The following is a 26,336-nucleotide window of genomic DNA, read 5'->3' as shown; positions in this document are numbered from 1 at the left end:
CGCCGTGGGGAGGTGGATCGGCGGCATAGACGCCGAGACGGGGGGGCGGCTTCGGGCCGGGCCTACCCCTCCACCGCTTCGCGGTCCCCCTCCCCATTTCATGGGGAGGAAAAAAGGCGCGCGTCAGGCGCCGCCGAGGCGCTGGAAATCAGGCGGCGGGGCTTTCGGCGTACTGGCCGCCGGCGCGATAGCGCCACAGATAACCCGGGGCGATGGCCTCGATGCCCGAGGGCTCGACGCCGAGGTCGGCCAGGCCTTTGGCGCCCGGAGAGACGACGTTGTCCGTCTCCAGCAGCGTCACCTGATCCTTGGTCAGCTGCGGCGCCAGGCCGATCATGGCCGGGATCTGAGCCAGCGAGCCGATCATGCGCGCCACCGGGAAGGGCAGCGGCAGCAGGATGTTCTTGCGATTGGTTTCGCGCAGGATGAACTTCAGGATGTCTTCGAAGGTCCAGACCGACGGTCCGCCCAGCTCATAGGTCTCGCCCACAGCCTCGGGAGCGACGGTGGCGCGGGCGATGGCCTCGGCGGCGTCGGCGACATAGACCGGCTGGAACTTCGTCTGGCCGCCGCCGATCAGCGGCAGGACCGGCGACCAGCTGGCCATGGCGGCGAAGCGGTTCAGGAACTGATCGCCCGAACCGAACACGATCGACGGACGCACGATCACCGCGCCCGGGAAGGCGGCGCGCACGGCGGCCTCGGCCTCCCCCTTGGTGCGGGCGTAGTCGGCCTTGCCGTTGGCATCGGCGCCGATGGCCGAGATTTGCGTCAGGCGCTTGACGCCCGCCGCCGCAGCCGCCTCGGCGACGTTGGTCGCGCCCTGGACGTGCAGGGTCTGGAACTTGCGGCCGCCGGTCTCGAACAGGATGCCGACCAGGTTGATCACGGCGTCGGCGCCGCGCACGGCCTCCGCGACGGCGGCCTTGTCGGTGATGTCGCAGCGCACGACCTGAACCTGGCCGACGTCGCCGGCCATGTGCAGCACGGGCGCGCTCTTGGCGTTGCGGGCCGCGACGCGCACGCGCCAGCCGCGACGGGCCAGGGCGCGCACCACCTGGGTCCCGATGAAGCCCGAGCCTCCGAACACAGTGACCAGACCGGGGGCGAAATCAGCCATCTCAGACGCTCCAAACGCCAAGCCCCGGCCGCAGACCCGGCCGGAGATAAAATCCTATGCGCGGGGCTTAACCGAAGCGGCCACGCCCCGCAACGAGAAGGGCGGGATTCCGCGCGATCAATCCCTCCTAGTCGGCCCGGTGGACGATCTGTCCGTCGACCACCGTCAGCACGGCCCGGCCCTTGGGAATGTCGGCGGCGGGGACGGTCATCAGGTCGATGTCGAAGGCGGTGAAGTCGCCGCGCTTGCCGACTTCGATCGTGCCCAGCTCATTCTCGCGGAAGCTGGCGTAGGCCGGCCATAGGGTGAACATCTTCAGCGCCGTCGACCGGTCCACCGCCTCGTTCGGGCGCCAGTCCGGCCCCTGAAAGCCGTTCAGGTCGCGGCGCGCCACGGCGGCGTAGAACTCGATCAGCGGGTCGCCGCGCTCGACCGGCGCGTCCGAGCCGCCGACCACGATCACGCCGCGTTCCACCAGCGTATGCCAGGCGTAGGCGCCGTCCAACCGCGCGTCGCCCAGGCGGTCGGCGGCGAAATGCAGGTCGCCGATGGCGTGGCTGGGCTGCATGGAGGCGATGATCGGCAGGTCGTTGAAATAGTGATAGTCGGCCGGCCGGATGATCTGGGCGTGCTCGATGCGCCAGCGCGGGTCGGCCAGCTTCCACTCGGACTTGGGCGTCGAGCGCAGGGCCTCTTCATACCAGGCGGCGACGTCGTGGTTGCCCTGGTCGCCGATGGCGTGGGTGGCGATCTGGATGCCCGTCCGCAGCGCCTGCTGATACAGCGGCATGACCTCGTCGCGCGAGGCCAGCATCAGGCCGGAGGTGTCGGGCCGGTCGGCATAGGGCTCGAACAGCTTGGCCCCGCGCGAGCCCAGGGCGCCGTCGGCGTAGAATTTGATCGCCCGGGTGATGACGCGCCCGTCGCCCGCGTCGCGCGGCCCGCCCGCCATCAGGGCGCGCGCATCGCCCATGTCGATAGCGTTGTAGACCCGCAGCGGCGCCTCGCCCGCCTCGGCCATCGCCTCCAGCAGGGGCACGTCCTTCCACGGCGCGCTCATGAAGTGAACGCCGGTCCAGCCATAGCGGGCGTAGACGCCGAACCCGGCGCGATAGGCCTCGCGCGTCGCCGCCGGGTCGGCCTCGGGCGTCAGGCCTTCAAGCAGGGTCATGGCGCCGTCGACCAGCAGGCCGGTCGGCTGTCCGTTCGCGCCCTTGAGGATTTCTCCGCCCGACGGGGTCGGCGTCGTCCCATCGATTCCCGCCGCCGCCAGGGCCGCGCTGGAGACCGCCCGCGCATGGCCGTCGGCCCGGGTCAGCAGCACGACCCGGCCGGGCGCCGCAGCGTCCAGATCGGCGGCGGTCAGGAAGCGCTTCTCGGGCCAGTGGGTCTCGATCCAGCCGCGCCCGACGATAACGCCTTCGGGGTGGGCCTCGGCCCAGGCCGTCAGGCGCGCCATGGCCTCGGCGAGCGAGGCCGCGCCTTCGAGGTTCAGCGTCATCTCGCGCCAGCCGATGCCGTCCAGGTGGGCGTGGCCGTCGGTGAAGCCGGGAAACAGCGTCGCCCCCTTCAGATCGACGACCTCCAGCCCCTCGGCGGACGGCGCGCCGTTCGCCGCGCCGACATAGGCGATGCGCCCGTCGCGCACGACCACGACCTCGGCCGTCGGCTGGGCCTCGACGCCGGTATGGATAGTCCCGCCCCGGATCAACAGGTTCTGAGCGTAGGCCGCAGGCGCGGCGGCCAGCAACAGCGCGGCCGCCAGCGGCAGGGTCGTCTTCAGGGTTCGGGTCATCAGCGCCTCCAGTCGCGGCCAAGGGAGCCGCCGCCGCGCTTGGCGTCAAGCCGCCGCCGTCGCATGATCGGCCCATGAAACTGTTCACCATCGGCTACGAAGGCTCGACGCAAGCCCAGGTTCTCGACCGGCTGAAGGCCGCCGGGGTCGAGCTCGTGGCCGACGTGCGCGCCGTCGCCTCGTCCCGCATCGCCGGCTTCTCCAAGACCGTGCTGGGCGAAAGCCTGAAGGCGGAAGGGCTCGACTATCTGCAGCTGCGCGCCCTGGGAACGCCCAAGGCCGGGCGCGACGCGGCGCGCAAGGGCGACGTCGCGACCATGCAGGCGATCTTCAACGCCCATATGCAGGAACCCGACGCCGAGGCGGCCTTTCAGCAACTGCGCCATGTCGCGGGCGAGAAGCGCGTCGCCCTGCTGTGCTTCGAGGCCGACGCCTGCGGCTGCCACCGCGCCGTCCTCGCCGACCGGCTGGCCCGCGAAGACGGCGTCGAGGTGATGAACCTATAGCTTACGGGCGGCCCACCACCTGATCGACCGAGTTGCTGGTCACCGGGTGATACAGCGGCCGGGCCTTGGCGTAGATGCGCGTGGCGATCGGCCGGCCCCAGTCGCCTTCGGCCCACAGGGTCTGGAACAGGGGCAGGACGAATTTGCGTCGGCCCTGGCTGGTCAGGAAGCGGTCAGCCACAGCCGCCGCCGGCTCGTAGCGGTTGGCCAGGGCCGCCTGCAGCCAGGCGAAGGTCAGTTCGGCGTTGCCCTCGCTGTCCAGCTTCAGCGTGCGTTCCAGATCGGCCAGTTGCGCCGGGGTCAGCCAGTCGGCCCCCGCCGCCAGCCCCTGCGGACGCCACGACAGGAAGCGCAGGCGCTGCTGGGTGTTCCAGTCCTTCCACGGCACGGCCGACGCCGGGCCCTTGGCGACGTAGAAGGCCTCGGCCGCCGCATCCACGGGCTCGAAGGCCCGCGAGACCGGCGCCTGGACGTTGGACGGCAGGCCGGGATCATAGACCCAGGCGTTCAGTTGCAGCCTTTGCTCCAGGCCCGCGTCGCCCTTGATCAGATGCGTGCGGATGTCCTCAAGGAATCGCTCCGACGTCATCGGCCGCCAGGCGTTGCGCTCGAAATAGCCGCGCAGCCAAGCGTCGAACCGCTCGCGCCCGGCGATCTGCTCGATGGTGCGCAGGAAGGCGGCGCCCTTGTCGTAGGCGATGGTGTTCATGCCCTCGTCGGGATCGCGGCCCGCCAGTTCGAGGTGCAGGCGGGTGTCGGCGGCGGCCAGCGTCTTCAGCTCGTCCTGCAGCCCGTCCCAGGCCAGCACCTGTTCCTGAACGGCGGCGTCGCGACCGTAGACCGCCTCCATGATCCGGTTCTCGAAATAGGAGGTGAAGCCTTCGTTCAGCCAGAAGTCGTCCCAGGTGGCGTTGGTCACCAGATTGCCCGACCAGGAGTGAGCCAGTTCGTGCGCCACCAGCGACACCAGCGAGCGGTCGCCGGCGATGATGGTCGGGGTGGCGAAGGTCAGGCGCGGGTTCTCCATGCCGCCGAAGGGGAAGCTGGGCGGCAGGACCAACAGGTCATAGCGGCCCCAACGATAGGGGCCGTAAAGCGCCTCGGCCGCGTCGACCATCTGGGCGGTCGGCTGAAGCTCGTGCGCCGAGGCCTGAAGCTGGCTGGGCTCGGCCCAGACGCCGGTGCGGGCGTCGAACGGGGCGAAGGCCAGGTCGCCGACCGCGACGGCGATCAGATAGGGGGGGATGGGGTTGTCCAGCTTGAAGCGCCAGGCCTTGGTCCCGGCGCCGGCCGCCTCGCCGTTCGGCGTCAGTTGCTCAGCGGCCATGACCACGGTCAGGTCGGCCGGGGCGGTGATCCGCGCGCTGTATGACTGACGAATCCCCGGGCTGTCCTGGGTCGGGATCCAGGTGCGGGTCAGGATCGCCTGGCCCTGGCTGAACAGATAGGGCTTCCGGCCGCCCGCCGTCTGCTGCGGGCTGAGCCACTGCAAGGCCGAGGCGTCGGGGCGGGTGGAATAGGCGACGACGATCTTCTGCGTCTCGCCGCCGCGGAAGGCTGGGAGGCGCACGCTGAGCGGCTGACCCTTGATCGGGTCTTCGGCGCCCAGGCTCCAGTCCAGCGGACGGCCGGCGGCGTCGGTCACGGCCTTGATGTCCAGCATCTTGGCGTCCAGCACCACCTCGGTCGCGCCGGGGCGGCCGGTCACGTCCAGCGTCGCCTTGCCCGACAGGGTCTTGGCGGCGAAGTCGGCAGCCAGGTCCAGATCCACGTGCGTCACCCGCGCCTCGGCCGGCCGCGCGTAGGAGTGGGCGTCGTTGACGTAATCGTTCGCCGGGACCGACGCGGCGGGAGCCAGAGGCGACATCGGCACAGCGTCTCCGGTCGTGGCGCAGGCGCCCAGGGATGTGGCGAGGGCGGCGGCTATAGCGAGGGCGGAAACCCGCCCGACCAGCTTCAGGGTCATCGAACGCTCCGTATTCAGATGCGCCCGAAGAGGCTCCCTCGCGGCCGAAAGATCAAGTCTCGGCGACAACCGGCGGCAGATGGCGGGCCTTGAACAGCCGCCCCTGCTCGGCCGCCAGAACCAGCGCCAGAGCCGCCACGCCCAGCAGGGCGAAGCCGACCGTCATCGGCACCGTCGTGCCGTCGAACTTCTGGCCGATGGCGAAGCCCAGCAGGGCGCCGCCGATGGAGGAGATGAAGCCCTGGGCCGAGGAGGCCGTGCCGGCGATGTGGCCCATCGGCTCCATCGCCATCGCGCCGAAGTTGCCGGCGATGAAGCCGAAGCAGAACATCTTGCAGGCCTGCATGGCGGCGAACATCCACAGGCTGTCATGGCCCAGCCAGGCGATTACGGCGTGCAGGACGCTGAAGCCGATGAAGCCGATCAGGGCGGCGTGGGCGATCAGGCGCGAGCCCAGCTTCTCGACCAGACGCGCGTTCAGGATCGAGGCCACGGCGATGCCCGCCGCCACCAGGGCGAAGACCACCGGGAACAGGCCGGGCGCCTTGAACACGTCGAAGAAGATCTGCTGCGAGGAGTTGATGAAGCCGAACAGCGCCCCGCTGATGACGGTCATGGCCAGGGTGTAGCCCATGCCCTGACGGTGGGTGAAGGCGAAGCGGAAGGCGGCGGCGATCCGGCTGACGTCGATCGGCATCCGGTCTTCGGGATGCAGCGTCTCGGGCAGACGCAAGGCCGCCCAGATCAGGAAGGCCCCGCCCGACAGGGCGAAGACGCCGAAGATCCACGGCCAGGGCGCCACCAGCATGACCAGCTGACCCATCGCGGGCGCGATGATCGGCACGCCCAGAAAGACCAGGAAGCTGAGCGACATGACGCGCGCCATCGTCCGCCCGACATAGCGGTCGCGCACAATAGACACGGCCAGCACCCGCGTCGCCGCCGCGCCGATCCCCATGCCGATCCGCGACAGGATCAGCATGTCGAACGTATGGGCGAAGGCCGCCAGAATGCTGAAGACGACATAGACGCCGATGCCCGCGAACAGGGCCGGTCGCCGTCCATAACGGTCCGACAGCGGCCCATAGAACAGCTGAGCCACGCCGAAACCGAGCAGATAGGCGGTGATCACCCACTGGCGGCTGTTCTCATTGGTCACGCCCAGATCCTCGCCGATGTGGGGCAAGGCCGGCAGCATGGCGTCGATCGCCAAAGCGTTCAGCGCCATCATCACGGCGATCAGGCAGACGAATTCAGCGAAGCCCGGCCCCTTGGACGGAGTCTTGATCGCGGGAGAAGGGGCGCTGGTCATCGGCTCCAGATGCGGCCTGCGTCAGGCTGACGCAACCCCGGACCGGCGAAGTTTTCCGCACTGCAACAAAAAGTCAGGCGCTCCTTTTGCGCCGAGTCTAACGCCCGCCGCCTAGGCCTTCACCTTGATCCGGGCCGTCACCGACATGCCGGGCGACAAGCGCTCGACGCCCTCCTGCCCCGGATCAACGGCGATGCGGACGGGGATGCGCTGGGCCACCTTGGTGAAATTGCCGGTGGCGTTGTCGGGGCGGATGACGCTGAACTCGGAGCCGGTCGCGGGCGAGATGCGCTCGACCTTGCCGGTCAGGACGCGACCGCCCAGAGCATCGACCGTGATCTCGACAGGCTGGCCGACGCGCACGTCGCGCATCTGCGTCTCCTTCATATTGGCCGTGACCCAGACCACGTCGGGGACCAGCGCCATGAACTGCGTCCCGACCGCCGCCTGCTGGCCCTGACGCACGGTCACCTCGCCCAGCCGTCCGTCGCGCGGCGCGGTGATGCGCGTATTGTCCAGATCGATCTGCGCCAGACGCACCTGGGCGCGGGCGTTCTCGACGGCGGCCTCCAGCGAGCCTCTGCCGACCACGGCCGAGGTGACGCCGGTCTGGGCCACCTCCTCGGCGGCGCGAGCCTGCGCCAGCTGGGCCTCGGCGGCGCGCAGGGCGTTCTGGGCCGTGTCCACCTGGGCCTGGGCGACCCAGCCGCCCTCGAACAGGGTGCGCACGCGCGTCGCGTCGGCGCGGGCCTTGGTCACGGCCGACTGGGCGGCGGCGATGGCGGCGCGCGTCTGGGCCACCGATCCGCGCGCCGAGGCCTGGCTCTGGGCCGAGTTGGCCAGCGCCGCCTCAGCCGCGTGCAGGGAGGCCTGGGCCTGCTCCAGCCGCTGGCGATAGATGCGATCGTCGATGGTCGCCAGAAGCTGCCCCTGCTTCACCGTCTGGAAGTCCTGCACCTCGACCGAGGTGACATAGCCGCTGACCTGGGGGCTGATGATGGTCACCTGACCGCGCACATAGGCGTTGTCCGTCGTCTGCGGCCCGCCCGAGAAGGGCGGCAGGCGCCAGGCGTGCAGGATCAGGCCGATCCCCACCACGGCCATGGCGATCAGGGCCACGCTCCACATCACGCGACGACCGTTGGACGGCGGCGGCGCGGCAGGAGTCGGCCCAGACGGAGGGGGCGCAGGAGGCGCGGCGGCAGCGGACGGCGGGGGGGCGGCGTCGGTCATGGTCTTGTCCGGTTCAATCGACGGCCGCCGCGACGGAGGCGGCGGCGTCGGAGGCTTGCGTCTGGGCCAGGCGGGCGGCGCGGCGCGCCTCCAGCCTGGGCCGATAGTGGTTCAGGGCGACCCAGGCGGCGCCGATCGCGGCGGCCCCCGAGATCAGCAGGAAGACGTCGTTGTAGGCCAGCACCTGGGCCTGCTGGCTGACCTGCTGCTGCAGCAGGCGCAGGGCCGCGCCCTGACGCTGGGCTGCGTCGCCGATGACGTGGGCGTAGGCGCCGCCCAACTGCTGCAGGCGCAGCACGGTCTCCGGATCGCCCAGGCCGATGCTCTCGGACAGTTGGCTGGAGTGAAACTTCTCGCGCAGGGTCTGGATCGTGCCGACCAGGGCCGAGCCCATCAGTCCGCCGACGTTCTGGCCGATCGAGAACAGGACAATGAAGCTGACCATGTTCTTGCCCCCGCCCTGCAGCACCTGGCCGAAGCCCAGGATCATCGTCGGGCCGATGAAGAAAGCGGCGGCGAAGGCCAGAAGCGCCTGGCTGAAATAGAGCTGGGTCGGGCGCGTCAGCACGGTGGCGTGGGTGTCGATGAAGGCGCCGACGGCGATCATGACCAGGGCGATCGAGATCGGCTTCCACAGCTTCATCGGATTGAGGGTGAAGGCGCTGACCAGCGTCCCGGCCGCCGTGGCGACCAGCATGACCAGGAACAGGCCCTGCATCTGCTGCGGGACCAGCCCCATCTGTTGCAGGAAGCCGACCGCGCCGGTGGTCTGTTCCGACAGGACGATCCGCACCAGCAGGATGGCCAGCAGCAGCCGCACCAAGTCCCGGCCCGCCAGCCACTTGAGGTCGATCAGCGGGTTGGTCCGGTTGTATTCGATCAGGGCGGCGGCGGTCAGCAGCAGGATCGCCCCGACCAGGGCCCAGCCGATCCACGCCGCCTCGGTCCACCAGACGACGCGGCCCAGCCCGAGCACCGCCGTCAGCAGAGCCACGCCCGGCGCGAACAGGGCGAAGGTGACGAAGTCCAGGCGCTCGAACACGCGCACACGCTGCGACGGCGGCATCCTGAGGGCGAAGACGGCGGGCAGGGCCACCAGCACCAGCCCCAGTTCGAACATGTAGAAGGCCCGCCACTGATCCAGATCCAGCAGGCGCATGACCCCTAGCCGCGCCAGCGGAATGGCCAGACTGGACAGGCCGACGCCGATGATGATGCCCTTCAGCCGGTGCTGCGCTGGAAAGGCCTGGATGATGTAGAGGATGCCCAGGGTCGACATCCCCGCCGCCGCCATCCCGGCCACGCCGCGCACGACCAGGGTCGAGCCGAAATCCTCCAGGAACAGATGCGCCGCCGCCGTGGCCAGGAAGACGACCAGGATGATCTCGGTGAACAGGCGCAGGCCGTATTGCATGCGGAACTTGACCAGCAGCAGGTTCATGCAGGCGTTGGTCATGACGAAGACCACGGGCAGCCAGGCCGCCTCGGTCATGGTCACGCCCAGGGCTCCGGCCAGTTGCGGCAGGTCGGCCGTCACGGCGGCGTTGCCCAGACTGCCGGTCAGGGCCACCAGCACCCCGACGAAGGCGTAGGCCAGCCGCCAGGGCGTCGTGTGATCCGGCGTCGCGGGCGAACCGGGCAGGACCGGCCGCTCGTGCGGCTTCAGGGTGGCGAGGTAATCCTCCCACGGCAGGTCCCAGTGACGGCGGCTCATGCGGCCTCGCCGCGCGGCCGCACCGCGTCCAGCACCAGGGCCAGGGACCGCAGGCTGAGCGCCTCGCGCGCCTTCGCCGGCGCCGTCCGCGACGGGGCGCCCAGCATCAGGGCCAGGACGCGGATATCCTCGACGCTCAGATCCGGCCGCACCCGCCCCGCCGCCTGGGACACGACCAGGGCCTCGGCGCCGGCGGCTTTCAGGCCCTGACGGATCGGGGCCAGAGCCTCGTCCTTCAGATCGCGGATCGCGCTGGACAGGCCCGCGCTGTCCAGCATCAGCCGGGTCATCTGCTCCAGGAACCAGATGAAGACGTCCGGATCGTCCAGCCGCGCGCGGGTGCGCCCCGCCAGGTCGTCGATCTGCTTCAGGAAAACCGCCAGGGCCAGCTCGGAGCGATCGGCGAAGTTTCGATACAGGGTCGCACGCCCCACGCCCGCCTGCTCGGCGATCAGGTGCAGCGGCGCATCCAGCCCGTCGCGCGCAAAGGCGGCCTGCGCCGCCTGAAGCAGCTTCTCACGACGTTCTGCGGCGTCTTGTCGCAACGGACGGGTCATGGCGCGCTAAGTGGACACGGGTGTCCGGTTGTTCAAGGGCTGTCTTGCCTTGAATGCGCAAGTCGCGCGCAAGCTGCGCCGCGAACGTCTTTGCGACGGAACATTTGGATATTGTCTGGAAGCCGGCTCAGGGGCCGGTGGTGCCGGTGGTCGGACTCGAACCGACACTCCTTGCGGAACCGGATTTTGAGTCCGGCGCGTCTACCAATTCCACCACACCGGCACGGCCTGGCTCAAGGCGGCGCAATCTAGCGACGGCTGAGGTCGCGTCAATCGATGAAGCGCAGCCGTCGCCAGTTTTTATCGGGTTGCTCAGGCCGGCTCGACCGTCTGTTCGATGGCGCCGAAGACGGTGCGGTTCTTGTCGTCCAGCATTTCAATGCGGACGGTGTCGCCGTGCTTGAGGAAGGGCGTCTTGGCGGCGCCGGTCTGGATGGTCTCGACGGTGCGGACCTCGGCGATGCAGCTGTAGCCCAGACCGCCTTCGGACACCGGCTTGCCGGGGCCGCCGTCGGCGTCCTTGTTCGACACCGTGCCCGAGCCGATGACGGTTCCGGCGCCCAGAGCGCGGGTCTTGGCCAGGTGGGCGATCAGGGTGCCGAAGTCGAAGGTCATGTCGACGCCCGCGTCGGCGCGGCCGAAGTCCTGGCCGTTGACCTGGACCAGCAGGGCGCCGGACAGCTTGTCGTCCTTCCAGCGGTCGCCCAGCGCATCCGGCGTGACGAAGACCGGCGACAGGGCGCTGGCCGGCTTGGACTGGACGAAGCCGAAGCCCTTGGCCAGTTCGCCGGGGATCAGGTTGCGCAAGCTGACGTCGTTGACCAGGCCCACCAGGCGGATCGAGGCCAGGGCCTCTTCGCGGCTGGCGCCCAGGGCTACGTCGCCGGTCACGACCACGATCTCGGCCTCCAGGTCGCAGCCCCAGGCCTCGTCCTTCAGCGGGATGGCGTCGCGCGGCGACAGGAAGCCGTCGGAGCCGCCCTGATACATCAGCGGATCGGTCCAGAAGCTCTCAGGCATCTCGGCGCCGCGGGCTTTGCGCACCAGTTCCACGTGGTTCACATAGGCCGAGCCGTCGGCCCACTGATAGGCGCGCGGCAGGGGGGCGGCGGCCTCGTGCTCGCGGAAACGGCCGCGCGGCACGGCTTCATGCTCCAGGCTTTCGGCCAGGGCGCGCAGCAGCGGCTCGCACCGCTCCCAGTCGTCCAGCGCCGCCTGCAGGGTCGGCGCGATCAGGAAGGCGTCCGTGAACCAGTTCAGGTCATTCGAGACGACGACGAGGCGGCCGTCACGGCCGTGCTTGAGCGAGGCGAGTTTCATGAGCTGAAGCTAATCCGAAGCAGGGGCGGAGGGAAGTCTGCGCGAGGGGCGCAGACGCGTCAGACGGTCTGGACGCCCGGCGGACTGATGACGGCGCGCGCTTCGGCGCCCGTGCGCTTGGCCGGGTCGCGCACCTCGACCTCGATGATGATGGCGCCGACGGGGTCGTGCGCCCACAGATAGCGACGCTCGACCTCGACCTCGCGACCGGACGGGGCCATGCCCTCATAGGTGTCGCCCCAGGGAGTGATCGCCTTCATCTCGACCCAGCGCAGGGCGCAGGCGGCGTCCAGCTCCTCTATGGCCATTTCCGACAGTTCGTCGGCGTGGGGTTCGGGCGTTTCAGGGCTTACAGCCATCGACGGACCTCCTGGCGATAGGCCTCGTACTCGGGGCCGAAACGGGCGGACAGATAGCGCTCCTCGCGGGCGATGACGAAGCGGTCGATCACGATCAGGCAGGGGATCAGCAGGCCCAGGGCGATCGGACTGTCCATGGCGACCGCCAGCCCCAGATAGGTGATGGCGAACCCCAGATAGATCGGGTTGCGGCTAAAACGGTAGAGGCCGCCGGTGGCCAGCACCGTCGTCGGCTTCCACGGCTCGGGCGGGGTGCCGAGGCGGCGGAAATAGCCCGCCGCCGCCCCGTCCAGCAGCAGGCCGCCCAAGATCAATACGAGGGCGAGGCCGCGCCGAACCTCTGTCGCCAGACCGAGCGACGGCTCGCCCAGCCACTGGCCCAACCCCCAGCCGCCGAGCAGGAAGGCGAAATAGATGGCGGGCGGCGGCACGACGACGCCCGAATGATCGCCCCTGCCCGGCTTCGTGGGCGTCAACGCGCGGCTTCTTCGTCGCCGTAGATGGCGACGCGCGCGGGCGAGGTCGAGGACACCGCGCCGCGATACATGCCCGAGGTGTTCATCGAGAAGGCGTGGACGCCGTCCTTGCCCATGACGATGACGCCGCCGTCGCCGCCGATCGAGCCGACCTCGGCGATCTCGGCGTCGGCCGCCTGTTGCACGGAGGCGCCCGTGGCGGTGCGCGCACAGATGTCGCGGGCCACGGTGGCGCGGATGAAGTATTCGCCCGAGCCCGTCGCCGAGACGGCGCAGCCGTCGGCGTTGGAGGCGTAGGTCCCGGCGCCGATGACCGGCACGTCGCCGACCCGGCCCCAGCGCTTGGCCGTCATGCCGCCGGTCGAGGTGGCGGCGGCCAGGCGGCCCTGGCTGTCCCTCGCCACGGCGCCGACCGTGCCGAACTTGCGCTCGTCCAGCGGGGCTTCATGCAGGTTGAAGGCCAGGGGCGCGGCCGGGCCTAGGCGGGCCGGTTCGGCCGGCGCGCCTTCCGGGCGCGGCGGCAGGGGCTGGCCGGCGTCGCGCAGGGCCTTCAGCAGGGCCTGCCAGCGGCTTTCGGTGAAGAAGAAGCCGGGGCCGACCTCTTCCAGACCCGCCGAGCGGGCGAAGGTCTCGGCGCCCTCGCCGATCAGCATGACGTGGGGCGACTTCTCCATCACCGCGCGGGCGGCGGCGATGGGGTGGCGCGTGCGGGTCAGGCCCGCGACGGACCCGGCGTTCAGGTCCGTGCCGTCCATGACGGCGGCGTCCAGTTCGTTCTTGCCCGCCGAGGTGAAGACGGCGCCGCGCCCGGCGTTGAACAGGGGATTGTCCTCCATCACCTCGACGGCGGCCTGAACCGCGTCCAGCGAGGAGCCGCCGCGCGCCAGCACGGCCGAGCCCGCGTCCAGCGCCGCCTGCAGTCCGGCGCGATAGGCCGCGTCGCGCTCAGGGCTCAGCTGGGCGCGCTCGATCACGCCCGCGCCGCCGTGGATGGCCAGCGACCAGGTCGGCGCCTCCTGAGCGAGGGCCGGCGCGGCCAGAACGGCGGCGGCCGCAGCAGCGGCGAAGGCGATGGACTTCATTTCAGGCTCCCCAGTGTGTTTCTCCTCCCCATTGCATGTGGAGGTGGATCGGACGCGTAGCGGACGACATGGAGGGGCTGCTTGGTTCCGCTGAAGAGACCCCTCCACCGCTTCGCGGTCCCCCTCCCCATTCCATGGGGAGGAGAGCAAGGCTAGCGTTTCTGATGCAGGCGTCGCCAGACGCGATAGGCCAGGATCGGAGCGAAGCCGCAGACGAGGGCGGCGATCAGGACCATCCAGAACCCGCCGCCCAGCCAGTATTCGCCCGCGAGCGCCCCGGCGCCGGCCGCCAGAAGCGGGCCGAGCCAGGGCAGCCAGTGCGGCGGCCGGAACCGCATTCAGGCGTCGACCTTGATGACGCCGCGACGGATCTGGTCCAGCTCGATCGAATCGAACAGGGCCTGGAAGTTGCCGTTGCCGAAGCCTTCATTGCCCTTGCGCTGGATGATCTCGAAGAAGATCGGGCCGAAGGTGTCCTGGGTAAAGATCTGCAACAGCAGGCCTTCCTCGTCCGAACCGTCGATCAGGATGCGGTTCTTGCGCATCCGCTCCACGTCCTCGCCGTGGCCCGGCAGGCGTTTGTCGATCAGCTCGAAATAGGTCTCGATGGTGTCTTGGAACTCGACGCCGCGCGCGCGCATGGCCTCGACCGTCTCGAAGATGTTCTCGGTCGTCAGGGCGATGTGCTGGATGCCTTCGCCGTTGTAGCGACGGATGAATTCCTCGATCTGGGAGTTCTCGTCCTGGCTCTCGTTCAGCGGGATGCGGATGGCGCGGTCGGGCGCGATCATGGCCTGGGAGAACAGGCCGGTCGCCTTGCCCTTGATGTCGAAATACTTCTGCTCCTCGAAGTTGAACACCGAGTTGTAGAAGCCCGACCAGGTCCGCATCTCGCCACGACGGACGTTGTGGGTCAGGTGGTCCAGGATCTCCAGACCGACGCTGTTCTTGCGCTCGGCCTCTTCCCAGCCCTCGATCTCGTCCCAGGCGTCATAGAGGGAGCCGGTCTCGCCATATTGGTCGATGACGTAGAGCAGGCTGCCGCCGATGCCCTGGAGCACATAGGGGTAGTCGTGCGCCAGCGCCCCGCCATGCACGCCCTCGGCGGCGCGGGCGCCGCGCGCCAGCGCGCCTTCATAGGCGGCCTTGGCGTCGGCGACGCGGAAGGCCATGCCGTTGGCCGATGGGCCGTGATCCTTGGCGAAGTCCGCCGCCTGTCCGGCGGGGGTGCGATGGACCAGCATGGTGATGTCGCCCTGCTTCAGGCGCACAACATCGTTGGCCGGGTTCACATGGGTCGGGGTGAAGCCCATCAGCTCCAGACGCGAAATCATCGCCTCGGGCTCGGGGCCGGTGAATTCGACGAACTCGAAGCCGTCGACGCCAAGGGGGTTTTCCTGGTCGAGTTTGGCGGCGTCCTGCATGACGCGTCTCCTCTCTCTTATGGTTTGGCGCGGCCGGGACCGTGATGGCGCGGCCGCTGATTGGGGCGGAACCTACTGGCGGGGCGGCATGGGGCGCAAGGCGGGTTTCAGCGGAAAGGGCGCACGTTCCGGTGTCGCAGCCGCGCCCTGACCTCTCGCCCGCATCGGCGCAGCCTGCTATCGGGCGGGATGACAAGAGGCGGGGGCCTCGATCAGGACGCCTGAATGCTGCGCAAGCTCTACGACTGGGTCTTCTCTCTGGCCCGCCATCGTCACGCCACCCGCTCGCTGGCCGTCGTCTCCTTCGCCGAGAGCTCCTTCTTCCCGATTCCGCCGGACGTGATGCTGGCGCCGATGGTGCTGGCCAAGCCCGAGCGCGGCTATTTCTATGCGACGGTCTGCACCATCGCCTCGGTGCTGGGCGGCCTTTTGGGTTACGCCATCGGCTATTTTCTGGAGCCGGTCGGCCTGCAGATGCTGGCCTGGCTGGGCAAGGCCGACACCTTCGAGACCTCCAAGGCCCTGTTCCAGCAGCACGGCGCCTGGGTCATCCTGATCAAGGGGCTGACGCCCATCCCCTTCAAGCTGATCACCATCGCCTCGGGCATTTTCCAGTTCAATCTGGCGCTGTTCATCGCCCTGTGCGTCGTGACGCGCGGCGCCCGCTTCTTCCTGGTGGCCTTCGTGCTCAAGCGCTGGGGGCCGCCGATGCTGGCGATCGTGGAAAAGCGGCTGGCCCTGTTCACCGTGCTGTTCCTGGTGCTGCTGATCGGCGCCTTCTTTATGGTCAAGCTTATCGGACACTGATCGACGCCGCCCCCGGCACGGTTTATGAGAGGCGCCCGGTTCCTGTGAGGCGCAGATGAGCGCGATCTACAAATTGCTGACCCGCTGGTGGACGGCCTTCGCCCTGGCCGCCGCCCTGGCCATGCTGGGCGCCGCCCATGCGTTCGAGCGGTTCGGCGGACTGCCGCCGTGCAGCCTGTGCCTGAAGCAGCGCGAGGTTTACTGGGCCGCCGTCGCCATCGCCGGGGCCGCCACCTTCTGGGCCCTGTTCAGCCGGGCCAGCCGGGGCACGCCGCGCATCGCCTCCTTCCTGCTGGCCGTCGTTTTCCTGACGGGAGCGATCACGGCGGGTTATCACGCCGGGGGCGAGCTGAAATGGTGGAGCCTGCCCGCGACCTGCATGGCCGCGCCCTCGACCTCGATCGACCTGTCGGCGCTGACGGCGCTGATCGACGGGACGGGCGGCGGGACGGCCTTCGTCTCCTGCGGCGACGCGCCGTGGAGTTTTGCGGGCCTGTCGATGGCGGGCTGGAACTTTGTCATCTCCCTGGCGCTGGCTATCATCAGCCTGCTGGCGGCGAAACGTCCCAAGGACGCGCGCGCGCCCAAGAGCTAAGAAGGGGCGTCATGACCCAATCCGCTGAAGACATCGCCGCCGCCCGCCGCATTCCCCTGCCGCGCCCCGGCGTGGGTCAGGACAAGGCGCGCCTGGCCGAAATCCTGCGCGTCGATCATGCGGGCGAGTTCGCCGCGGTCCACATCTACCGCGCCCAGCGCGCCGTGCTGGAAGGCCGCAAGGGCAAGGACGCCATCGCCGCCGACCTGACCGAGATGGAAGGGCACGAGGCCGTCCACCTGGCCCGCTTCGAGGCGCTGCTGACCGAAAACCGGGTGCGCCCGACGGCCATGATCCCGCTGTGGAAGCTGGCGGCCACGGCGCTGGGCGCCGGCACCGCCCTGATTTCGGAAAAGGCGGCGCACGCCTGCACCGAGGCGGTCGAGAGCGTCATCGAGAAACACTACGCCGACCAGATCGAGGAGATCCGCGAGCGCGACCCCGAACTGGCCGCCGAACTGACCAAGTTCCGCGAAGAGGAACTGGCCCACCACGATCACGCCATCGAGCACGGCAGCCGCGAGGCCCCCGCCTACCGCCTGCTCAGCAGCGTCATCAAGGTCGGCTGTAAGGCCGCCATCAAGATCAGCGAACGCATCTAGAACCCTTCTCCCCTTGAGGGAGAAGGTGGCTCGCGCAGCGAGACGGATGAGGGGTGTCGACGCGACATTCAGCAAGGATGCGGCGACGGCGTGATCAAACCTTCAGGCCGCCGCGATGACACCCCTCATCCGAGCGCCTTGCGGCGCCCACCTTCTCCCCCAAGGGGAGAAGGAAGACGCTTTACCCCATCGCCTGGCCGACGCCGCGCCCGCCGCCGGGGACCGGCGCAACGTCCAGCAGCTTGAGGCGGAACACCAGCACGGCGTTGCCGGGAATCATCGGCGGGCCGCCCATCTCGCCGTAGCCCAGTTCGGGCGGCAGGAAGAGGATCCACTCGTCGCCGGGCTTCATCAGCTGCAGGGCCTCGGTCCAGCCGGGCACCACGCCCTCGGGCGAGAAGACCGCCGGGGCGCCGCGCTTGAACGAGCTGTCGAACACCGTGCCGTCGGTCAGCGTGCCCTCGTAATCGACGCGGACGAGGTCGTTGCGGTCGGGGCTGACGCCGCCGGCCGGGCCGGAGGCCACGACCTTGTACTGCAGGCCGGACGGCAGGGCCTTCACCCCCTCTTCCGTCGCGTTCTGCTTCATGAAGGCGGCGGATTCGGCGGCGTTCTTGGCCAGGTCCTCGGGCGCGGCGGCCGGGCGGCCGCAGGCGGCCAGGGCCAAGAGGGCGGTCGCGGCGAGGGCGGCGGCGGCGGGGCGTTCAGCCCATGCGAAGTTCATAACCCTGGTCCTTCAAGGCGGCGCCGATTTCCTCGGCATGACGGGCGTCGCGGGTCTCGACCATGATGTCGAACTCGGCGCCCTTGGCGGGCACGTCCAGCGCCAGCCGGTTGTGCACGACGTCGATGATGTTGCCGCCCAAACCGCCGATGACGGCGGCCATGGCCGACAGCATGCCGGGGCGGTCGTCGCCCAGGATGCGATAGACGATCAGGCGTTTCTCGCGGACCATTTCGCGGTTCAGCACCACGGCCAGCATGCGCGCGTCGATGTTGCCGCCGGTCAGCTCGACGCCGATCTTCATGCCCTTGAAGCGCTCGGGGTTGGCCAGGATGGCGGCCAGGCCGCCGGCCCCGGCGCCCTCGGCCACCGTCTTCTCCAGCGTCGCCAGCAGGGCCACGCCCTTTTCGAAATCCGCCTCCTCGCAGACGAAGACCTCGTCGATCAGCGCATCAGCCAAAGCGAAGGGGATCTCGCCCACCGCCTTGATGGCGATGCCCTCGGCGATGGTCTGGCCGCTGCATTTGGCGGGCTCGCCGCGACGGCGCGCGGTGAAGGACGGATAGCGCGCCGCCTCGACGCCGAAGATCTTGATGTCCGGCTTGATGGCCTTGGCGGCGATGGCGCTGCCGGCGATCAGACCGCCGCCGCCGATGGGGATGATCAGGGCGTCCAGATCGGGCGCGTCCTCGACGAACTCCAGGCCGCAGACCCCCTGCCCCGCCACGATGCCTTCATCGTCGAAGGCCGAGACGAAGACGTAGCCGTGCTCGGCCTGGAGCCGCTTGGCCTCCTCGGTCGAGGCCGAGAAGTCGAGGCCGTGGATGACGACATTGGCGCCGTGGGCGCGGGTGCCGTCCACCTTCACGAAGGGCGTGCCCTCGGGCATGACGATGGTCACCGGCACGCCGAGGCGGCCGCCATGGTAGGCCAGGGCCTGGGCGTGGTTGCCGGCCGAGGCGGCGACGACGCCGCGCTTCTTCTCGTCCGGCGTCAGCTGCATCAGCCGGTTCAGGGCACCGCGCTCCTTGAAGCTGCCGGTGAAGTGCAGATTGTCGAACTTGATCCAGATTTCGGCGCCGGTCAGTTGCGATAAGCGGCGGGAATAACGGACGGGCGTGCGGTCGACCTGGCCGGCGATGCGTTTTTGCGCCTCGCGGATGTCGTCGATGGTGACGGTCATGAAGTCCCTAAAACACTGTGGCCGGCCTCTGTCGTCCGGTCTGCTGCGCCTCTTGTGGAACAGGCTGCGGCGGCGGGCAACCTTGACTCACCCCTGCGACGGGGCTCATGCCGGAACACGCCTGATCGAGCAAAGCCGGAGCCCACACACGATGACCGACCGCCCCTCGAACGCGCGCCGCCCGCGCCGCATCGCCCTCGCCGCCGTCGCCCTCGCCGGCCTGACGCTGGCCGCCTGCGCCACCACGCCGATGGGCGGCGGGACCAGCGGCCCGGCCGTGTTCACGGCCGACGACTTCGCCTGGTCCGCCCGCGCCGGCCAAGGCTCGATCAACGGCCGCGTCGAATTCATTCAGGACGGCCGCGCCTTCCAGTGCGTCGGCAATGTCGGCCTGATCCCCGACACCCCCTACACCCGCGCGCGCATGCAGCGCCTGTACGGATCGACCGATCGCGCCGCCGTGCCGGCCGCCGTGGTGCGCGCCCGCTCCGCCGGCGAACAGGGCGCGGACTATCGGTCGTTCGAGCGCGCGGAAGCCTGCACCGACAACGGGTTCCGCTTCACCCGCTTGCCCGACGGCGGCTGGTTCCTGATCTCCCCGGTCAAGGCGGGAGACGAGATCGTGGTGGTGATGCGACGGGTCCAGACCCGCGGCGGACGCGCGATCAACGTCAACCTTGGCCATTGACAACGCAGGCGAATTACAAAATCCGACCGACGTTCGCCATCCTTTGGCCTTATCGGACCGCTCTCTGACTCGTCCGCTACAGGACAGTCGGGAGCGTATTCTTGTCCCAGCATAACATCGTGGGCTCCGAGGCCTTCAGCAATCGACAGTATGTGCTGATCACGCACGTCAGATCGAGCGGTTCACGCCGCCGTCGCGCGCGCGCCATGACCGCCTATGTGGTGGTCGCGGTCCTGGCCCTGTCGGCGGGCGCCGCCGCGGCCGCCTTCGCCCTGGGGCCCTTCCTGGTGGGGACGCCGGCGAGCTCGGCTACGCTCGCGGCCGAGGCGCCTTCGCCCAGCCTGCCGACGCCGCCCGCCCCCTGATCCGAGCCCTCGCGCGGCGGACCCTGTGCGTCAGCATGTCCGATCAATGCGCTTGCAAGTGCGAGTGATTATTACTATCCCATCCATCTTGACGATGCATGGGAATGAGACGCTTGACGACCGGAGCTGCGACCCCATTGAAACCGGGCCGTCGCGCCCTTCTGCTGGGCGCGGCCGCCCTGTTTGCCGCCGGAACCGGCGCTTGCGCGCGGCGTGATGAGGCCGCGCCGTCGTCGCTGCTGACCGACCTGCGCGAGCGACCCGTGGCGATCACCCCGCCGGTGACGAAGCTGTCGATCGACGACAGCCGTTTCCTGATCGCTCTGTCGCTGATCCACCCCGATCCGGTCAGCCTGCTGGCCGCCTGGGCGGGCGACGTGAACCGACTCAGCCCGGAAATCTACGCCGCCTATCTGGAGAAATCCCCGGCGCTGGCCAGCCTGCCCAAGACGCCCAGTTCGGCCGCCGCCTTCAACGTCGAGGCGGTGCTGGGCGCCCAGCCGCAGGTCGCCCTGGTGTCGCTGGATTCCGGCCCGACCGACGCCCAGACGGCGCAACTGGAGCAGGCCGGCGTGCGCGTCGCCTATATCGACTTCTTCCAGCACCCGTTCGAGAATCAGCCGCGCAGCCTGTCGCTGCTGGGCGCCATGATCGGCCGCGAGGAACAGGCCGAAGCCTACAACGCTTTCCGCGCGGCGAAGCTGAAAACCATCTCCGAGCGCGTCGCCGGGCTGACGGACGCGCAGAAGCCGACCGTCTTCCTGGAGGCCCACGCGGGCAACGGGCCGGACTGCTGCAACTCGGTCGGGGCCGGGAACATCGGCGACTATCTGACCTTCGTCGGCGCCCGCAACATCGGCGCCGAGGTGCTGAAACAGCCGTCGGGCAAGCTGAACCTCGAGTTCGTGGTCGAGCGCGATCCCGACATCTACATCGCCACCGGCGGCCCGCACCTGGAGAAGACCGGCGGCTTCGTCGTCGGTCCGAAATACGACGCTGAGACCTCGCGCGCCTCGCTGCGCCGGGTGGCCGGACGGCGCGGCCTGTCGACCCTGAAAGCGGTGCGCGAGGGCAAGGTGCACGGCCTGTCGCACCAGCTGATCAACTCGCCCATCGACATCGTCGCCACAGAGGTGCTGGCCAAGTGGATCCAGCCCGAGCTGTTCGCCGATCTGGACCCGCGCGCGACGCTGGACGCGATCAACAAGGACTTCCTGGCCGTCCCCTATCGCGGGGACTACTGGACCGATCTGGTCCCCACTGCCTGATATTCCGCCGCCTGATTTCACCACGGAGAACCGCCATGACCACCCTGCGCCACGGCCTGATGACCGTCGCCGCCTTCGCCGCCCTGGCGATCGCGTCGACCGCCTCGGCCCAGACGATCGAGAAGACCGTCAAGGTCGCCCCCGGCGGCCTTTATGAGATCGTCTTCAACCCGGCCGACAACGACCTCTATGTCGCCGCCGTCGGCCCGCGCGGCGCCAATCAGGCCCAGATCGTTCGCCTGCAGGGCCAGAGCCTGGCGCCGGAGTCCTCGGTCGACGTCTCGGCCAATCCGCTCTACGGCCTGAACCTGAACACCCGCACCCAGGTCCTGTACGGCACCGACACCCGCGCCGGCGCGGTCACGGCCATCAACGCCCGCACGGGAGAAGTCATCTCCACCATCCGCAACGGCGACGAAGAAGGCGCTCACGTCCGCCAGGTCGTCGTCGATGAGGCGAACAACAAGGTCTACGTCAGCGTCGTCGGCGGCGAGGCGGGCGACGCCGCCAAGCCGAACCTGATCTGGGTCATCGACGGCGCGACCAATATGGTCGAGCGCACCATCACGGCCACCGTCGGCGGCCTGACGGGCGCGGCGTTCGATCCCGCGACCAACCGCCTCTACGTCACGGGCATGAGCAGCAATGAAGTCGCCGCCATCGACCTGGCCACCGGCGAGACGGTCGGCAAATGGCCGTCGCACGGCGATTCCGCCATCAACGTCGCCGTCGATTCCGAAGGTCGCCGCCTGTTCGTCGCCAACCAGAAGTCGGGCGAGCTGACGGTGCTGAACGCCGACACCGGCGCCCTGATCCACAAAGCCGCCACCGGCGCGGGCGCGTTGAGCGTCGCCTATAACGGCGCGGTCAAGCAGATCTACGTCGCCAACCGTCAGGCGGGCACGGTGACGGTGCTGGATTCGGACACCTATGCCGTGAAGGCGAACCTTGAGACCGGGACCTTCCCCCAGACCATCGCCATCGATCGCGCGACCAACGCCGTCTACGTCTCGAACAAGGCGCGCGGCCTGCCGCGCGGCGCCCCGGCCGGCACGCCGGTCCCGGTCGACCCGACCGGCGACGTGGTGACGCTGATCCGTCCCTAATCCTGAAGTGAGCCCATAAGGAAAGGCCCGGCCGCAGAAGCAGCCGGGCCTTTTTGTCGGATGACGCTGACTGGTCAGCTCGTCAGTACGTCGTCGATCATCACCTGCAGCACGCCGCGATCGCAGCGCTGGACGCGGGCCGAGACGCGATAGACCTCAGCCAGGATGGCGGGCGTGACGGCTTCGTCCGGCGTGCCGAAGGCGACCAGCCGCCCCTTGGCCATGACGGCGATCCGGTCCGAGACGCGCGCCGCCGCCTGCAGGTCGTGCAGGACGATCATCACCGTCATGCCCCGCTCGGCCGCCGCCTCGCGCGCCAGGTCCAGCACGCGCAACTGATAGTGCAGGTCCAGGGCGCTGGTCGGCTCGTCCAGCAGCAACAGGCGCGGCTCGCGCGCCAAGGCCTGGGCCAGGCCCGCCAGCTGTTTCTGGCCGCCTGACAGCCGGTCCAGACGCTGCCCGGCCAGAGCCTCGGCGCCGATGCGTTGCAGCACCTCATAGGCGCGCTCGACCGCCTGTTGGTCGGTGAAGCTGGCGCCGCCCAGCGGCGTGGCGCGGATCGAGGCGACCACCGTCTCCAGCACGCTCAGGGCCACGCCCTGCGGCAGGGTCTGGGGCATGTAGGTGACGCGCTTGGCCCGGTCGGCCAGCGACAGGCCGGTCAGCTCCGTCTCGTCCAGCCGGATCGTCCCGTGGGCTGGGATCAGACCAGCGAGGGCCCGCAGGAAGGTGCTTTTGCCCGCGCCGTTCGGGCCGACCACCGACACCACCTCGCCGGGGCTGAGCAGCGGCAGGGTGAGGCCCTCGACGATGGGGCGGCCGCCATAGCCGGCGCTGAGGTTCTGGATGTGCAGCCCGCTCATGCCCGTCCTCCGTTGCGGAAGATCAGCACCAGGAAGACCGGCACCCCAATCACGGCGGTGACAATGCCGACCGGCATCAGCACGCCCGGCACGATGATCTTGGACGCCGCCGAGGCCAGCGACATGATGACGGCCCCCGACAGGATGCTGGCGGGCAGGAAGAAGCGGTGATCCTCGCCCACCAGCAGGCGGGCGATGTGCGGCCCGACCAGACCGATGAAGCCGATAGCGCCGACAAAGGCCACGGCCGTCGCCGACAACAGGCTGACGCGCAGCAGCGACAGGAAGCGCAGGCGCTTCACGTCGACGCCAAAGCTCATGGCCCGGTCCTCGCCGAGGCGAAGCGCCGTCAGGCCGCGAGAGGACAGCAGGGAAAAGGGCGCGACCGCCGCCAGCACTAGGCCCAGCGCCCCGACATTGCCCCAGGTGGCGCGCGACAGCGAGCCCATGGTCCAGAACACCAGTTGCTGCAGCGCCTCGGCCGAGGACAGGAACTGCACCAGCGCCGTCAGGGCGTTGAAGGCGAAGACGAGGGCGATGCCGAACAGGACGATGTTCTCGACGCCCGAGCCCTTCATCCGCGCCAGGGCCTGAAGCGCCAGCACCGAGCCGAAAGCGAAGACGAAGGCGTTCAGCGGCACCAGCCAGTCGGCGCCGATGAAGCTGGCCCCCACGCCTAGCACGATGGCCAGGGAGGCGCCGAAGGAGGCGGCCGAGGACACGCCCAGCGTAAAGGGGCTGGCCAGCGGATTGTTCAGCACCGTCTGCATCTCGGCCCCGGCCAGGGCCAGGGCGGCGCCGACCATCATCGCCATCAGGGCGTAGGGCAGGCGCACCTGCCAGACGATGGCCTGCTGGGCCGTCGACAGGCTGGACGGATCGAACACGCCCTGGAGCACCGTCAGAGGCGACATCGACGACGGCCCGGTCACCACGTCCAGCAGCAGGCTGCACAGGGCCAGAGCCGCCAGCCCGCCGATGGCCAGGAACCGTAAGCGCACGTCGCGCCCATAGGCCGCGATCGCGTCGGGCGTGGCGCCGGGCGTCGCGCCGGAGGCCGCCTTGGACGCGACAGGTTCGAGACTCGCCAACAGCACACTCCATTCAGCGACTGCGTCGCAATACATCTCGGGGCCGAGATGGGCTAGGGTGAAGCCATGGATTCCGCCGCTTGCGTCTTTTCGCCCTGCGCGCCGCCCCTGTCCGGCGGTTGCCGCGCCCTGAGCCTGGCCGCCGAGGGCGAGGCCCCTGGCCTGACCCTGTGGCTGAGCGCGCCCGACGGCGAGCCGCCGGCTGAGGGCTGGCCCCTGCTGGTCGTGCTGGAGGGCGAGGCCTATTTCACCGCCGCCGCCGAGTGCGCGCGCCGCCTGGCCCGCCGCCCGCAAAAGACGCGCGTGGGGCCGATGATGGTGATGGGCGTGGCCCTGGCCCCCGGCGCCGAGCGTGTGGGGGCCTTCGCCTTTACGCCTGGCCCCGACAGGGGCGACGGCGCGCCTGCCCCGCGCGGCGCCGGCCTGCTGCGCCGACTGGTCGATGATGTGCTGCCGCTGGCGGTCCAGCATGGCGCCGACCCGACGCGCGCCGTTCTGATGGGCCACTCCATGTCCGGCCAGTTCGTGCTGGAGGCGCGCGCCCGCTCGGCGCCCTTCGCCCGCTTCGCCGCCCTCAGCCCGTCGATCTGGTGGAACCCCGCCGTCATCGACGCCCAGCCGTCGCAGGCCCAAAGCGAACTGTTCCTGGCCGTCGGCGCGCAGGAGGAGGCGCCCGGCCTGCCCGGCCCGCATCTGGCGCGGCGCATGGTCTCCAACCTGCGCGATCTGGCGGGGGCCGCCGGCGCGGCCGTCTCGGTCCTGGCCGACGAGGACCACGGATCGACGCCGTTCGCCAGCCTGCCCGCCATCCTGAGATTCGCCGCGCGTTCGCGAACTTAGACGCACGGAACTTGCGCCTTGGAGCCCAAGGGCGCATGAAATCCGCCCTCCCCTCCGCCTGATCGAGAAATCGCCGTGTCCGACGAAAAGCCCATCGCCACCCTGCCTGAAGGCCAGCCCGTCGGCCGCGTCATCGCCATGCCGGCCGACACCAATCCCGAGGGCGACATCTTCGGCGGCTGGCTGCTGGCGCAGATGGACCTGGCCGGAGCGACCCCGGCGTTCGAGCGCGCGGGCGGCCGCTGCGCCACCGTGGCGCTGGACGGCATGGTGTTCCACCAGCCGGTGTCGGTCGGCGACGAGGTGTCCACCTACGCCAAGATCATCCGCGTCGGCCGCACCTCGATCCGCGTGCATGTCGAGGCCTGGAAGCGGGCGCGCGGCCAGGCCGAGGCCCTGTCGGTCCGCGTGACCGAGGGCGTCTTCACCTATGTGGCCATCGACCAGGACCGCAAACCGCGCGAGGTGCCGCCGGCCTGAGGACGGCCGGAAGTCCCAGCGCGACAGTCGGAAATTCTTGACCTTCGGGGGCGGCGGCCCTACCTCCCCCGCATGGCCATTCGTCGCATCCTGACTATCGATAACGCCGCCGATCTGGCGATCCTGAAGACCGTCGCCGCGCCCGTCGAGGGCGGGGTGACCGACGCCGTGCGCGCCCTGATGGATGACATGCTGGAGACGATGTACGACGCGCCCGGCATCGGCCTGGCCGCGCCGCAGATCGGCGAACTGACCCGCGTGGTCGTCATGGACCTGGGCGACAAGCCGGTCGAGGGCGCCTCTGACGAGCCGCAGACCGAGGAAGAGGCGCTGGAGCGCCGCAACCCGCGCTTCTTCGTCAACCCGGAAATCCTGTGGTCCTCCGAGGAGATGTTCTCCTACGAGGAAGGCTGCCTGTCGGTGCCGACCTATTTCGACTCGGTCGAGCGTCCGGCCCGCGTGCGCGTTCGCTACCTGAACTATCAGGGCGAGACGATCGAGGAAGAGATCGAGGGCCTTTACGCCGTCTGCTTCCAGCACGAACTGGACCATTTGAACGGCGTCCTGTTCATCGACCACCTGTCGCGCCTGCGCCGCGACCGCGCGGTCGCCAAGGTCAAGAAACAAGCGAGGTTGGCCGCCTGATGTCCCGCAAGACCCGCATCATCGATCAGAGAGAGCGTCGCCGTCTGACCCGCAACGAAAAGGTCGGCGTCGCCAGCCTGGCGACCCTGGTGGCGGTCGCCGCCGTCGGCGTGGTGGCGGGCCTGATCGTCGACCGGCTGCTCGATTTCGACGACGCCCTGGATGCGGGCGGCGAGTGGGACGAAGGCGGCGGCGTCTATACCCGCTGGATGTAA

At 69.5% G+C, this 26,336-nt stretch carries 29 protein-coding genes and 1 tRNA gene; 12 read left to right on the top strand and 18 right to left on the bottom strand.

Annotated features, from left to right (window positions below; all coding sequences use genetic code 11):
• Positions 1-148: 148 nt before the first annotated feature.
• Together ACLBV5_RS04915 and ACLBV5_RS04910 are read right to left on the bottom strand one after the other, a co-directional pair.
• Complete coding sequence (locus tag ACLBV5_RS04915) at positions 149-1,120, bottom strand: complex I NDUFA9 subunit family protein (protein ID WP_313633791.1); 972 nt, start codon at positions 1,118-1,120, stop codon at positions 149-151.
• Between the two features lie 127 nt (positions 1,121-1,247).
• Entirely contained in the window at positions 1,248-2,915 is a 1,668-nt protein-coding gene (locus ACLBV5_RS04910; protein ID WP_447604986.1) for an amidohydrolase, read from the bottom strand.
• Positions 2,916-2,989: 74 nt separating this feature from the next.
• On the opposite strand from ACLBV5_RS04910, the gene ACLBV5_RS04905 reads away from it, so the two are divergent.
• Complete coding sequence (locus tag ACLBV5_RS04905; protein WP_447604985.1) at positions 2,990-3,421, top strand: DUF488 domain-containing protein; 432 nt, start codon at positions 2,990-2,992, stop codon at positions 3,419-3,421.
• 1 nt (position 3,422) lies between these two features.
• On the opposite strand, the gene ACLBV5_RS04900 is transcribed toward ACLBV5_RS04905, so the two are convergent.
• The 12 genes from ACLBV5_RS04900 to hppD form a co-directional block, all read right to left on the bottom strand.
• Complete coding sequence (locus tag ACLBV5_RS04900; RefSeq protein WP_447604984.1) at positions 3,423-5,387, bottom strand: M1 family metallopeptidase; 1,965 nt, start codon at positions 5,385-5,387, stop codon at positions 3,423-3,425.
• A 52-nt stretch (positions 5,388-5,439) separates the two neighbouring features.
• Positions 5,440-6,699 carry a multidrug effflux MFS transporter gene (locus ACLBV5_RS04895; RefSeq protein WP_447604983.1) on the bottom strand — a complete coding sequence of 420 codons (1,260 nt, stop codon included), beginning with the start codon at positions 6,697-6,699 and terminating at the stop codon, positions 5,440-5,442.
• 111 nt (positions 6,700-6,810) lie between these two features.
• Positions 6,811-7,932, bottom strand: a complete 1,122-nt coding sequence (locus tag ACLBV5_RS04890) for an HlyD family secretion protein (protein WP_447604982.1) — start codon at positions 7,930-7,932, stop codon at positions 6,811-6,813.
• Between the two features lie 13 nt (positions 7,933-7,945).
• Positions 7,946-9,646 carry an MFS transporter gene (locus ACLBV5_RS04885; protein WP_447604981.1) on the bottom strand — a complete coding sequence of 567 codons (1,701 nt, stop codon included), beginning with the start codon at positions 9,644-9,646 and terminating at the stop codon, positions 7,946-7,948.
• Complete coding sequence (locus ACLBV5_RS04880; RefSeq protein WP_447604980.1) at positions 9,643-10,203, bottom strand: SbtR family transcriptional regulator; 561 nt, start codon at positions 10,201-10,203, stop codon at positions 9,643-9,645. The genes ACLBV5_RS04885 and ACLBV5_RS04880 overlap by 4 nt, the downstream gene beginning before the upstream one ends.
• Positions 10,204-10,341: 138 nt before the next feature.
• Positions 10,342-10,426: transfer RNA gene (locus ACLBV5_RS04875), tRNA-Leu, on the bottom strand.
• 89 nt (positions 10,427-10,515) lie between these two features.
• Positions 10,516-11,523: a fumarylacetoacetate hydrolase family protein gene (locus ACLBV5_RS04870; RefSeq protein ID WP_447604979.1), complete on the bottom strand. Its 1,008-nt coding sequence runs from the start codon at positions 11,521-11,523 to the stop codon at positions 10,516-10,518.
• Between the two features lie 59 nt (positions 11,524-11,582).
• Complete coding sequence (locus ACLBV5_RS04865; protein ID WP_025976170.1) at positions 11,583-11,882, bottom strand: hypothetical protein; 300 nt, start codon at positions 11,880-11,882, stop codon at positions 11,583-11,585.
• Complete coding sequence (locus tag ACLBV5_RS04860) at positions 11,873-12,358, bottom strand: isoprenylcysteine carboxylmethyltransferase family protein (protein ID WP_313633781.1); 486 nt, start codon at positions 12,356-12,358, stop codon at positions 11,873-11,875. The genes ACLBV5_RS04865 and ACLBV5_RS04860 overlap by 10 nt, the downstream gene beginning before the upstream one ends.
• Entirely contained in the window at positions 12,355-13,440 is a 1,086-nt protein-coding gene (locus tag ACLBV5_RS04855; protein WP_025976168.1) for an isoaspartyl peptidase/L-asparaginase family protein, read from the bottom strand. The genes ACLBV5_RS04860 and ACLBV5_RS04855 overlap by 4 nt, the downstream gene beginning before the upstream one ends.
• 152 nt (positions 13,441-13,592) lie before the next feature.
• Positions 13,593-13,778, bottom strand: a complete 186-nt coding sequence (locus tag ACLBV5_RS04850) for a hypothetical protein (protein WP_025976167.1) — start codon at positions 13,776-13,778, stop codon at positions 13,593-13,595.
• Positions 13,779-14,864 carry a 4-hydroxyphenylpyruvate dioxygenase gene (hppD, locus tag ACLBV5_RS04845; protein WP_278070313.1) on the bottom strand — a complete coding sequence of 362 codons (1,086 nt, stop codon included), beginning with the start codon at positions 14,862-14,864 and terminating at the stop codon, positions 13,779-13,781.
• 225 nt (positions 14,865-15,089) lie between these two features.
• Here hppD and ACLBV5_RS04840 point away from each other — a divergent pair, with 225 nt between their 5' ends.
• The 3 genes from ACLBV5_RS04840 to ACLBV5_RS04830 are packed head-to-tail and all read left to right on the top strand — an operon-like array spanning position 15,090 to position 16,868.
• On the top strand, positions 15,090-15,671 hold the full coding sequence (locus ACLBV5_RS04840; protein ID WP_447604978.1) for a YqaA family protein: 582 nt from the start codon (positions 15,090-15,092) through the stop codon (positions 15,669-15,671).
• Between the two features lie 55 nt (positions 15,672-15,726).
• Positions 15,727-16,266 (top strand): disulfide bond formation protein B, encoded by a 540-nt coding sequence (locus ACLBV5_RS04835; protein WP_025976164.1) that lies wholly within the window; start codon positions 15,727-15,729, stop codon positions 16,264-16,266.
• 11 nt (positions 16,267-16,277) lie between these two features.
• On the top strand, positions 16,278-16,868 hold the full coding sequence (locus ACLBV5_RS04830; RefSeq protein WP_134582237.1) for a demethoxyubiquinone hydroxylase family protein: 591 nt from the start codon (positions 16,278-16,280) through the stop codon (positions 16,866-16,868).
• Positions 16,869-17,049: 181 nt separating this feature from the next.
• Here ACLBV5_RS04830 and ACLBV5_RS04825 read toward each other — a convergent pair whose 3' ends face one another.
• Positions 17,050-17,592 carry an FKBP-type peptidyl-prolyl cis-trans isomerase gene (locus ACLBV5_RS04825; RefSeq protein WP_447604977.1) on the bottom strand — a complete coding sequence of 181 codons (543 nt, stop codon included), beginning with the start codon at positions 17,590-17,592 and terminating at the stop codon, positions 17,050-17,052.
• Positions 17,573-18,775, bottom strand: a complete 1,203-nt coding sequence (locus ACLBV5_RS04820) for a threonine ammonia-lyase (protein ID WP_253122987.1) — start codon at positions 18,773-18,775, stop codon at positions 17,573-17,575. The genes ACLBV5_RS04825 and ACLBV5_RS04820 overlap by 20 nt, the downstream gene beginning before the upstream one ends.
• 151 nt (positions 18,776-18,926) lie before the next feature.
• Here ACLBV5_RS04820 and ACLBV5_RS04815 point away from each other — a divergent pair, with 151 nt between their 5' ends.
• From ACLBV5_RS04815 to ACLBV5_RS04800, 4 genes are all read left to right on the top strand, one after another.
• Entirely contained in the window at positions 18,927-19,463 is a 537-nt protein-coding gene (locus ACLBV5_RS04815; RefSeq protein WP_313633777.1) for a hypothetical protein, read from the top strand.
• Between the two features lie 101 nt (positions 19,464-19,564).
• A complete protein-coding gene (locus tag ACLBV5_RS04810; protein WP_134582234.1) occupies positions 19,565-19,828 on the top strand; it encodes a hypothetical protein in 264 nt (87 codons plus the stop codon).
• A gap of 137 nt (positions 19,829-19,965) precedes the next feature.
• On the top strand, positions 19,966-21,096 hold the full coding sequence (locus ACLBV5_RS04805) for an ABC transporter substrate-binding protein (RefSeq protein WP_447604976.1): 1,131 nt from the start codon (positions 19,966-19,968) through the stop codon (positions 21,094-21,096).
• A 35-nt stretch (positions 21,097-21,131) separates the two neighbouring features.
• Entirely contained in the window at positions 21,132-22,202 is a 1,071-nt protein-coding gene (locus ACLBV5_RS04800; protein WP_447604975.1) for a YncE family protein, read from the top strand.
• A gap of 74 nt (positions 22,203-22,276) precedes the next feature.
• Here ACLBV5_RS04800 and ACLBV5_RS04795 read toward each other — a convergent pair whose 3' ends face one another.
• Both ACLBV5_RS04795 and ACLBV5_RS04790 read right to left on the bottom strand, forming a co-directional pair.
• On the bottom strand, positions 22,277-23,065 hold the full coding sequence (locus tag ACLBV5_RS04795; protein ID WP_253122983.1) for an ABC transporter ATP-binding protein: 789 nt from the start codon (positions 23,063-23,065) through the stop codon (positions 22,277-22,279).
• Positions 23,062-24,162: a FecCD family ABC transporter permease gene (locus tag ACLBV5_RS04790; RefSeq protein WP_253122981.1), complete on the bottom strand. Its 1,101-nt coding sequence runs from the start codon at positions 24,160-24,162 to the stop codon at positions 23,062-23,064. Before ACLBV5_RS04790 ends, ACLBV5_RS04795 begins: the two co-directional genes overlap by 4 nt.
• 60 nt (positions 24,163-24,222) lie before the next feature.
• Between ACLBV5_RS04790 and ACLBV5_RS04785 the strand changes: the two genes are divergently transcribed.
• The 4 genes from ACLBV5_RS04785 to ACLBV5_RS04770 all read left to right on the top strand — a co-directional run bounded on the left by ACLBV5_RS04785 (position 24,223) and on the right by ACLBV5_RS04770 (position 26,336).
• On the top strand, positions 24,223-24,996 hold the full coding sequence (locus ACLBV5_RS04785) for an alpha/beta hydrolase (protein WP_447604974.1): 774 nt from the start codon (positions 24,223-24,225) through the stop codon (positions 24,994-24,996).
• A gap of 75 nt (positions 24,997-25,071) precedes the next feature.
• Entirely contained in the window at positions 25,072-25,476 is a 405-nt protein-coding gene (locus ACLBV5_RS04780; RefSeq protein ID WP_025976153.1) for an acyl-CoA thioesterase, read from the top strand.
• A gap of 72 nt (positions 25,477-25,548) precedes the next feature.
• Complete coding sequence (def, locus tag ACLBV5_RS04775; protein WP_253122979.1) at positions 25,549-26,121, top strand: peptide deformylase; 573 nt, start codon at positions 25,549-25,551, stop codon at positions 26,119-26,121.
• Positions 26,121-26,336: a hypothetical protein gene (locus tag ACLBV5_RS04770; protein ID WP_025976151.1), complete on the top strand. Its 216-nt coding sequence runs from the start codon at positions 26,121-26,123 to the stop codon at positions 26,334-26,336. Before def ends, ACLBV5_RS04770 begins: the two co-directional genes overlap by 1 nt.

This window comes from Brevundimonas sp. M1A4_2e (genome assembly GCF_053345555.1).
The sequence above is the reverse complement of the archived record's forward strand: the minus strand, read 5'-3'. Positions and strand labels throughout refer to the sequence as shown.

Coding starts and splice junctions, on each gene's coding strand:
- ACLBV5_RS04815 (WP_313633777.1), top strand. CDS start 18,927: ATGACCGACCGCCCCTCGAACGCGCGCCGCCCGCGCCGCATCGCCCTC.
- ACLBV5_RS04785 (WP_447604974.1), top strand. CDS start 24,223: ATGGATTCCGCCGCTTGCGTCTTTTCGCCCTGCGCGCCGCCCCTGTCC.
- hppD (WP_278070313.1), bottom strand. CDS start 14,864: ATGCAGGACGCCGCCAAACTCGACCAGGAAAACCCCCTTGGCGTCGAC.
- ACLBV5_RS04855 (WP_025976168.1), bottom strand. CDS start 13,440: ATGAAGTCCATCGCCTTCGCCGCTGCTGCGGCCGCCGCCGTTCTGGCC.
- ACLBV5_RS04770 (WP_025976151.1), top strand. CDS start 26,121: ATGTCCCGCAAGACCCGCATCATCGATCAGAGAGAGCGTCGCCGTCTG.
- ACLBV5_RS04865 (WP_025976170.1), bottom strand. CDS start 11,882: ATGGCTGTAAGCCCTGAAACGCCCGAACCCCACGCCGACGAACTGTCG.
- ACLBV5_RS04840 (WP_447604978.1), top strand. CDS start 15,090: ATGCTGCGCAAGCTCTACGACTGGGTCTTCTCTCTGGCCCGCCATCGT.
- ACLBV5_RS04880 (WP_447604980.1), bottom strand. CDS start 10,203: ATGACCCGTCCGTTGCGACAAGACGCCGCAGAACGTCGTGAGAAGCTG.
- ACLBV5_RS04900 (WP_447604984.1), bottom strand. CDS start 5,387: ATGACCCTGAAGCTGGTCGGGCGGGTTTCCGCCCTCGCTATAGCCGCC.
- ACLBV5_RS04825 (WP_447604977.1), bottom strand. CDS start 17,592: ATGAACTTCGCATGGGCTGAACGCCCCGCCGCCGCCGCCCTCGCCGCG.
- ACLBV5_RS04820 (WP_253122987.1), bottom strand. CDS start 18,775: ATGACCGTCACCATCGACGACATCCGCGAGGCGCAAAAACGCATCGCC.
- ACLBV5_RS04830 (WP_134582237.1), top strand. CDS start 16,278: ATGACCCAATCCGCTGAAGACATCGCCGCCGCCCGCCGCATTCCCCTG.
- ACLBV5_RS04905 (WP_447604985.1), top strand. CDS start 2,990: ATGAAACTGTTCACCATCGGCTACGAAGGCTCGACGCAAGCCCAGGTT.
- ACLBV5_RS04835 (WP_025976164.1), top strand. CDS start 15,727: ATGAGCGCGATCTACAAATTGCTGACCCGCTGGTGGACGGCCTTCGCC.
- ACLBV5_RS04890 (WP_447604982.1), bottom strand. CDS start 7,932: ATGACCGACGCCGCCCCCCCGCCGTCCGCTGCCGCCGCGCCTCCTGCG.
- ACLBV5_RS04850 (WP_025976167.1), bottom strand. CDS start 13,778: ATGCGGTTCCGGCCGCCGCACTGGCTGCCCTGGCTCGGCCCGCTTCTG.
- ACLBV5_RS04895 (WP_447604983.1), bottom strand. CDS start 6,699: ATGACCAGCGCCCCTTCTCCCGCGATCAAGACTCCGTCCAAGGGGCCG.
- ACLBV5_RS04910 (WP_447604986.1), bottom strand. CDS start 2,915: ATGACCCGAACCCTGAAGACGACCCTGCCGCTGGCGGCCGCGCTGTTG.
- ACLBV5_RS04885 (WP_447604981.1), bottom strand. CDS start 9,646: ATGAGCCGCCGTCACTGGGACCTGCCGTGGGAGGATTACCTCGCCACC.
- ACLBV5_RS04800 (WP_447604975.1), top strand. CDS start 21,132: ATGACCACCCTGCGCCACGGCCTGATGACCGTCGCCGCCTTCGCCGCC.
- ACLBV5_RS04795 (WP_253122983.1), bottom strand. CDS start 23,065: ATGAGCGGGCTGCACATCCAGAACCTCAGCGCCGGCTATGGCGGCCGC.
- ACLBV5_RS04915 (WP_313633791.1), bottom strand. CDS start 1,120: ATGGCTGATTTCGCCCCCGGTCTGGTCACTGTGTTCGGAGGCTCGGGC.
- ACLBV5_RS04870 (WP_447604979.1), bottom strand. CDS start 11,523: ATGAAACTCGCCTCGCTCAAGCACGGCCGTGACGGCCGCCTCGTCGTC.
- def (WP_253122979.1), top strand. CDS start 25,549: ATGGCCATTCGTCGCATCCTGACTATCGATAACGCCGCCGATCTGGCG.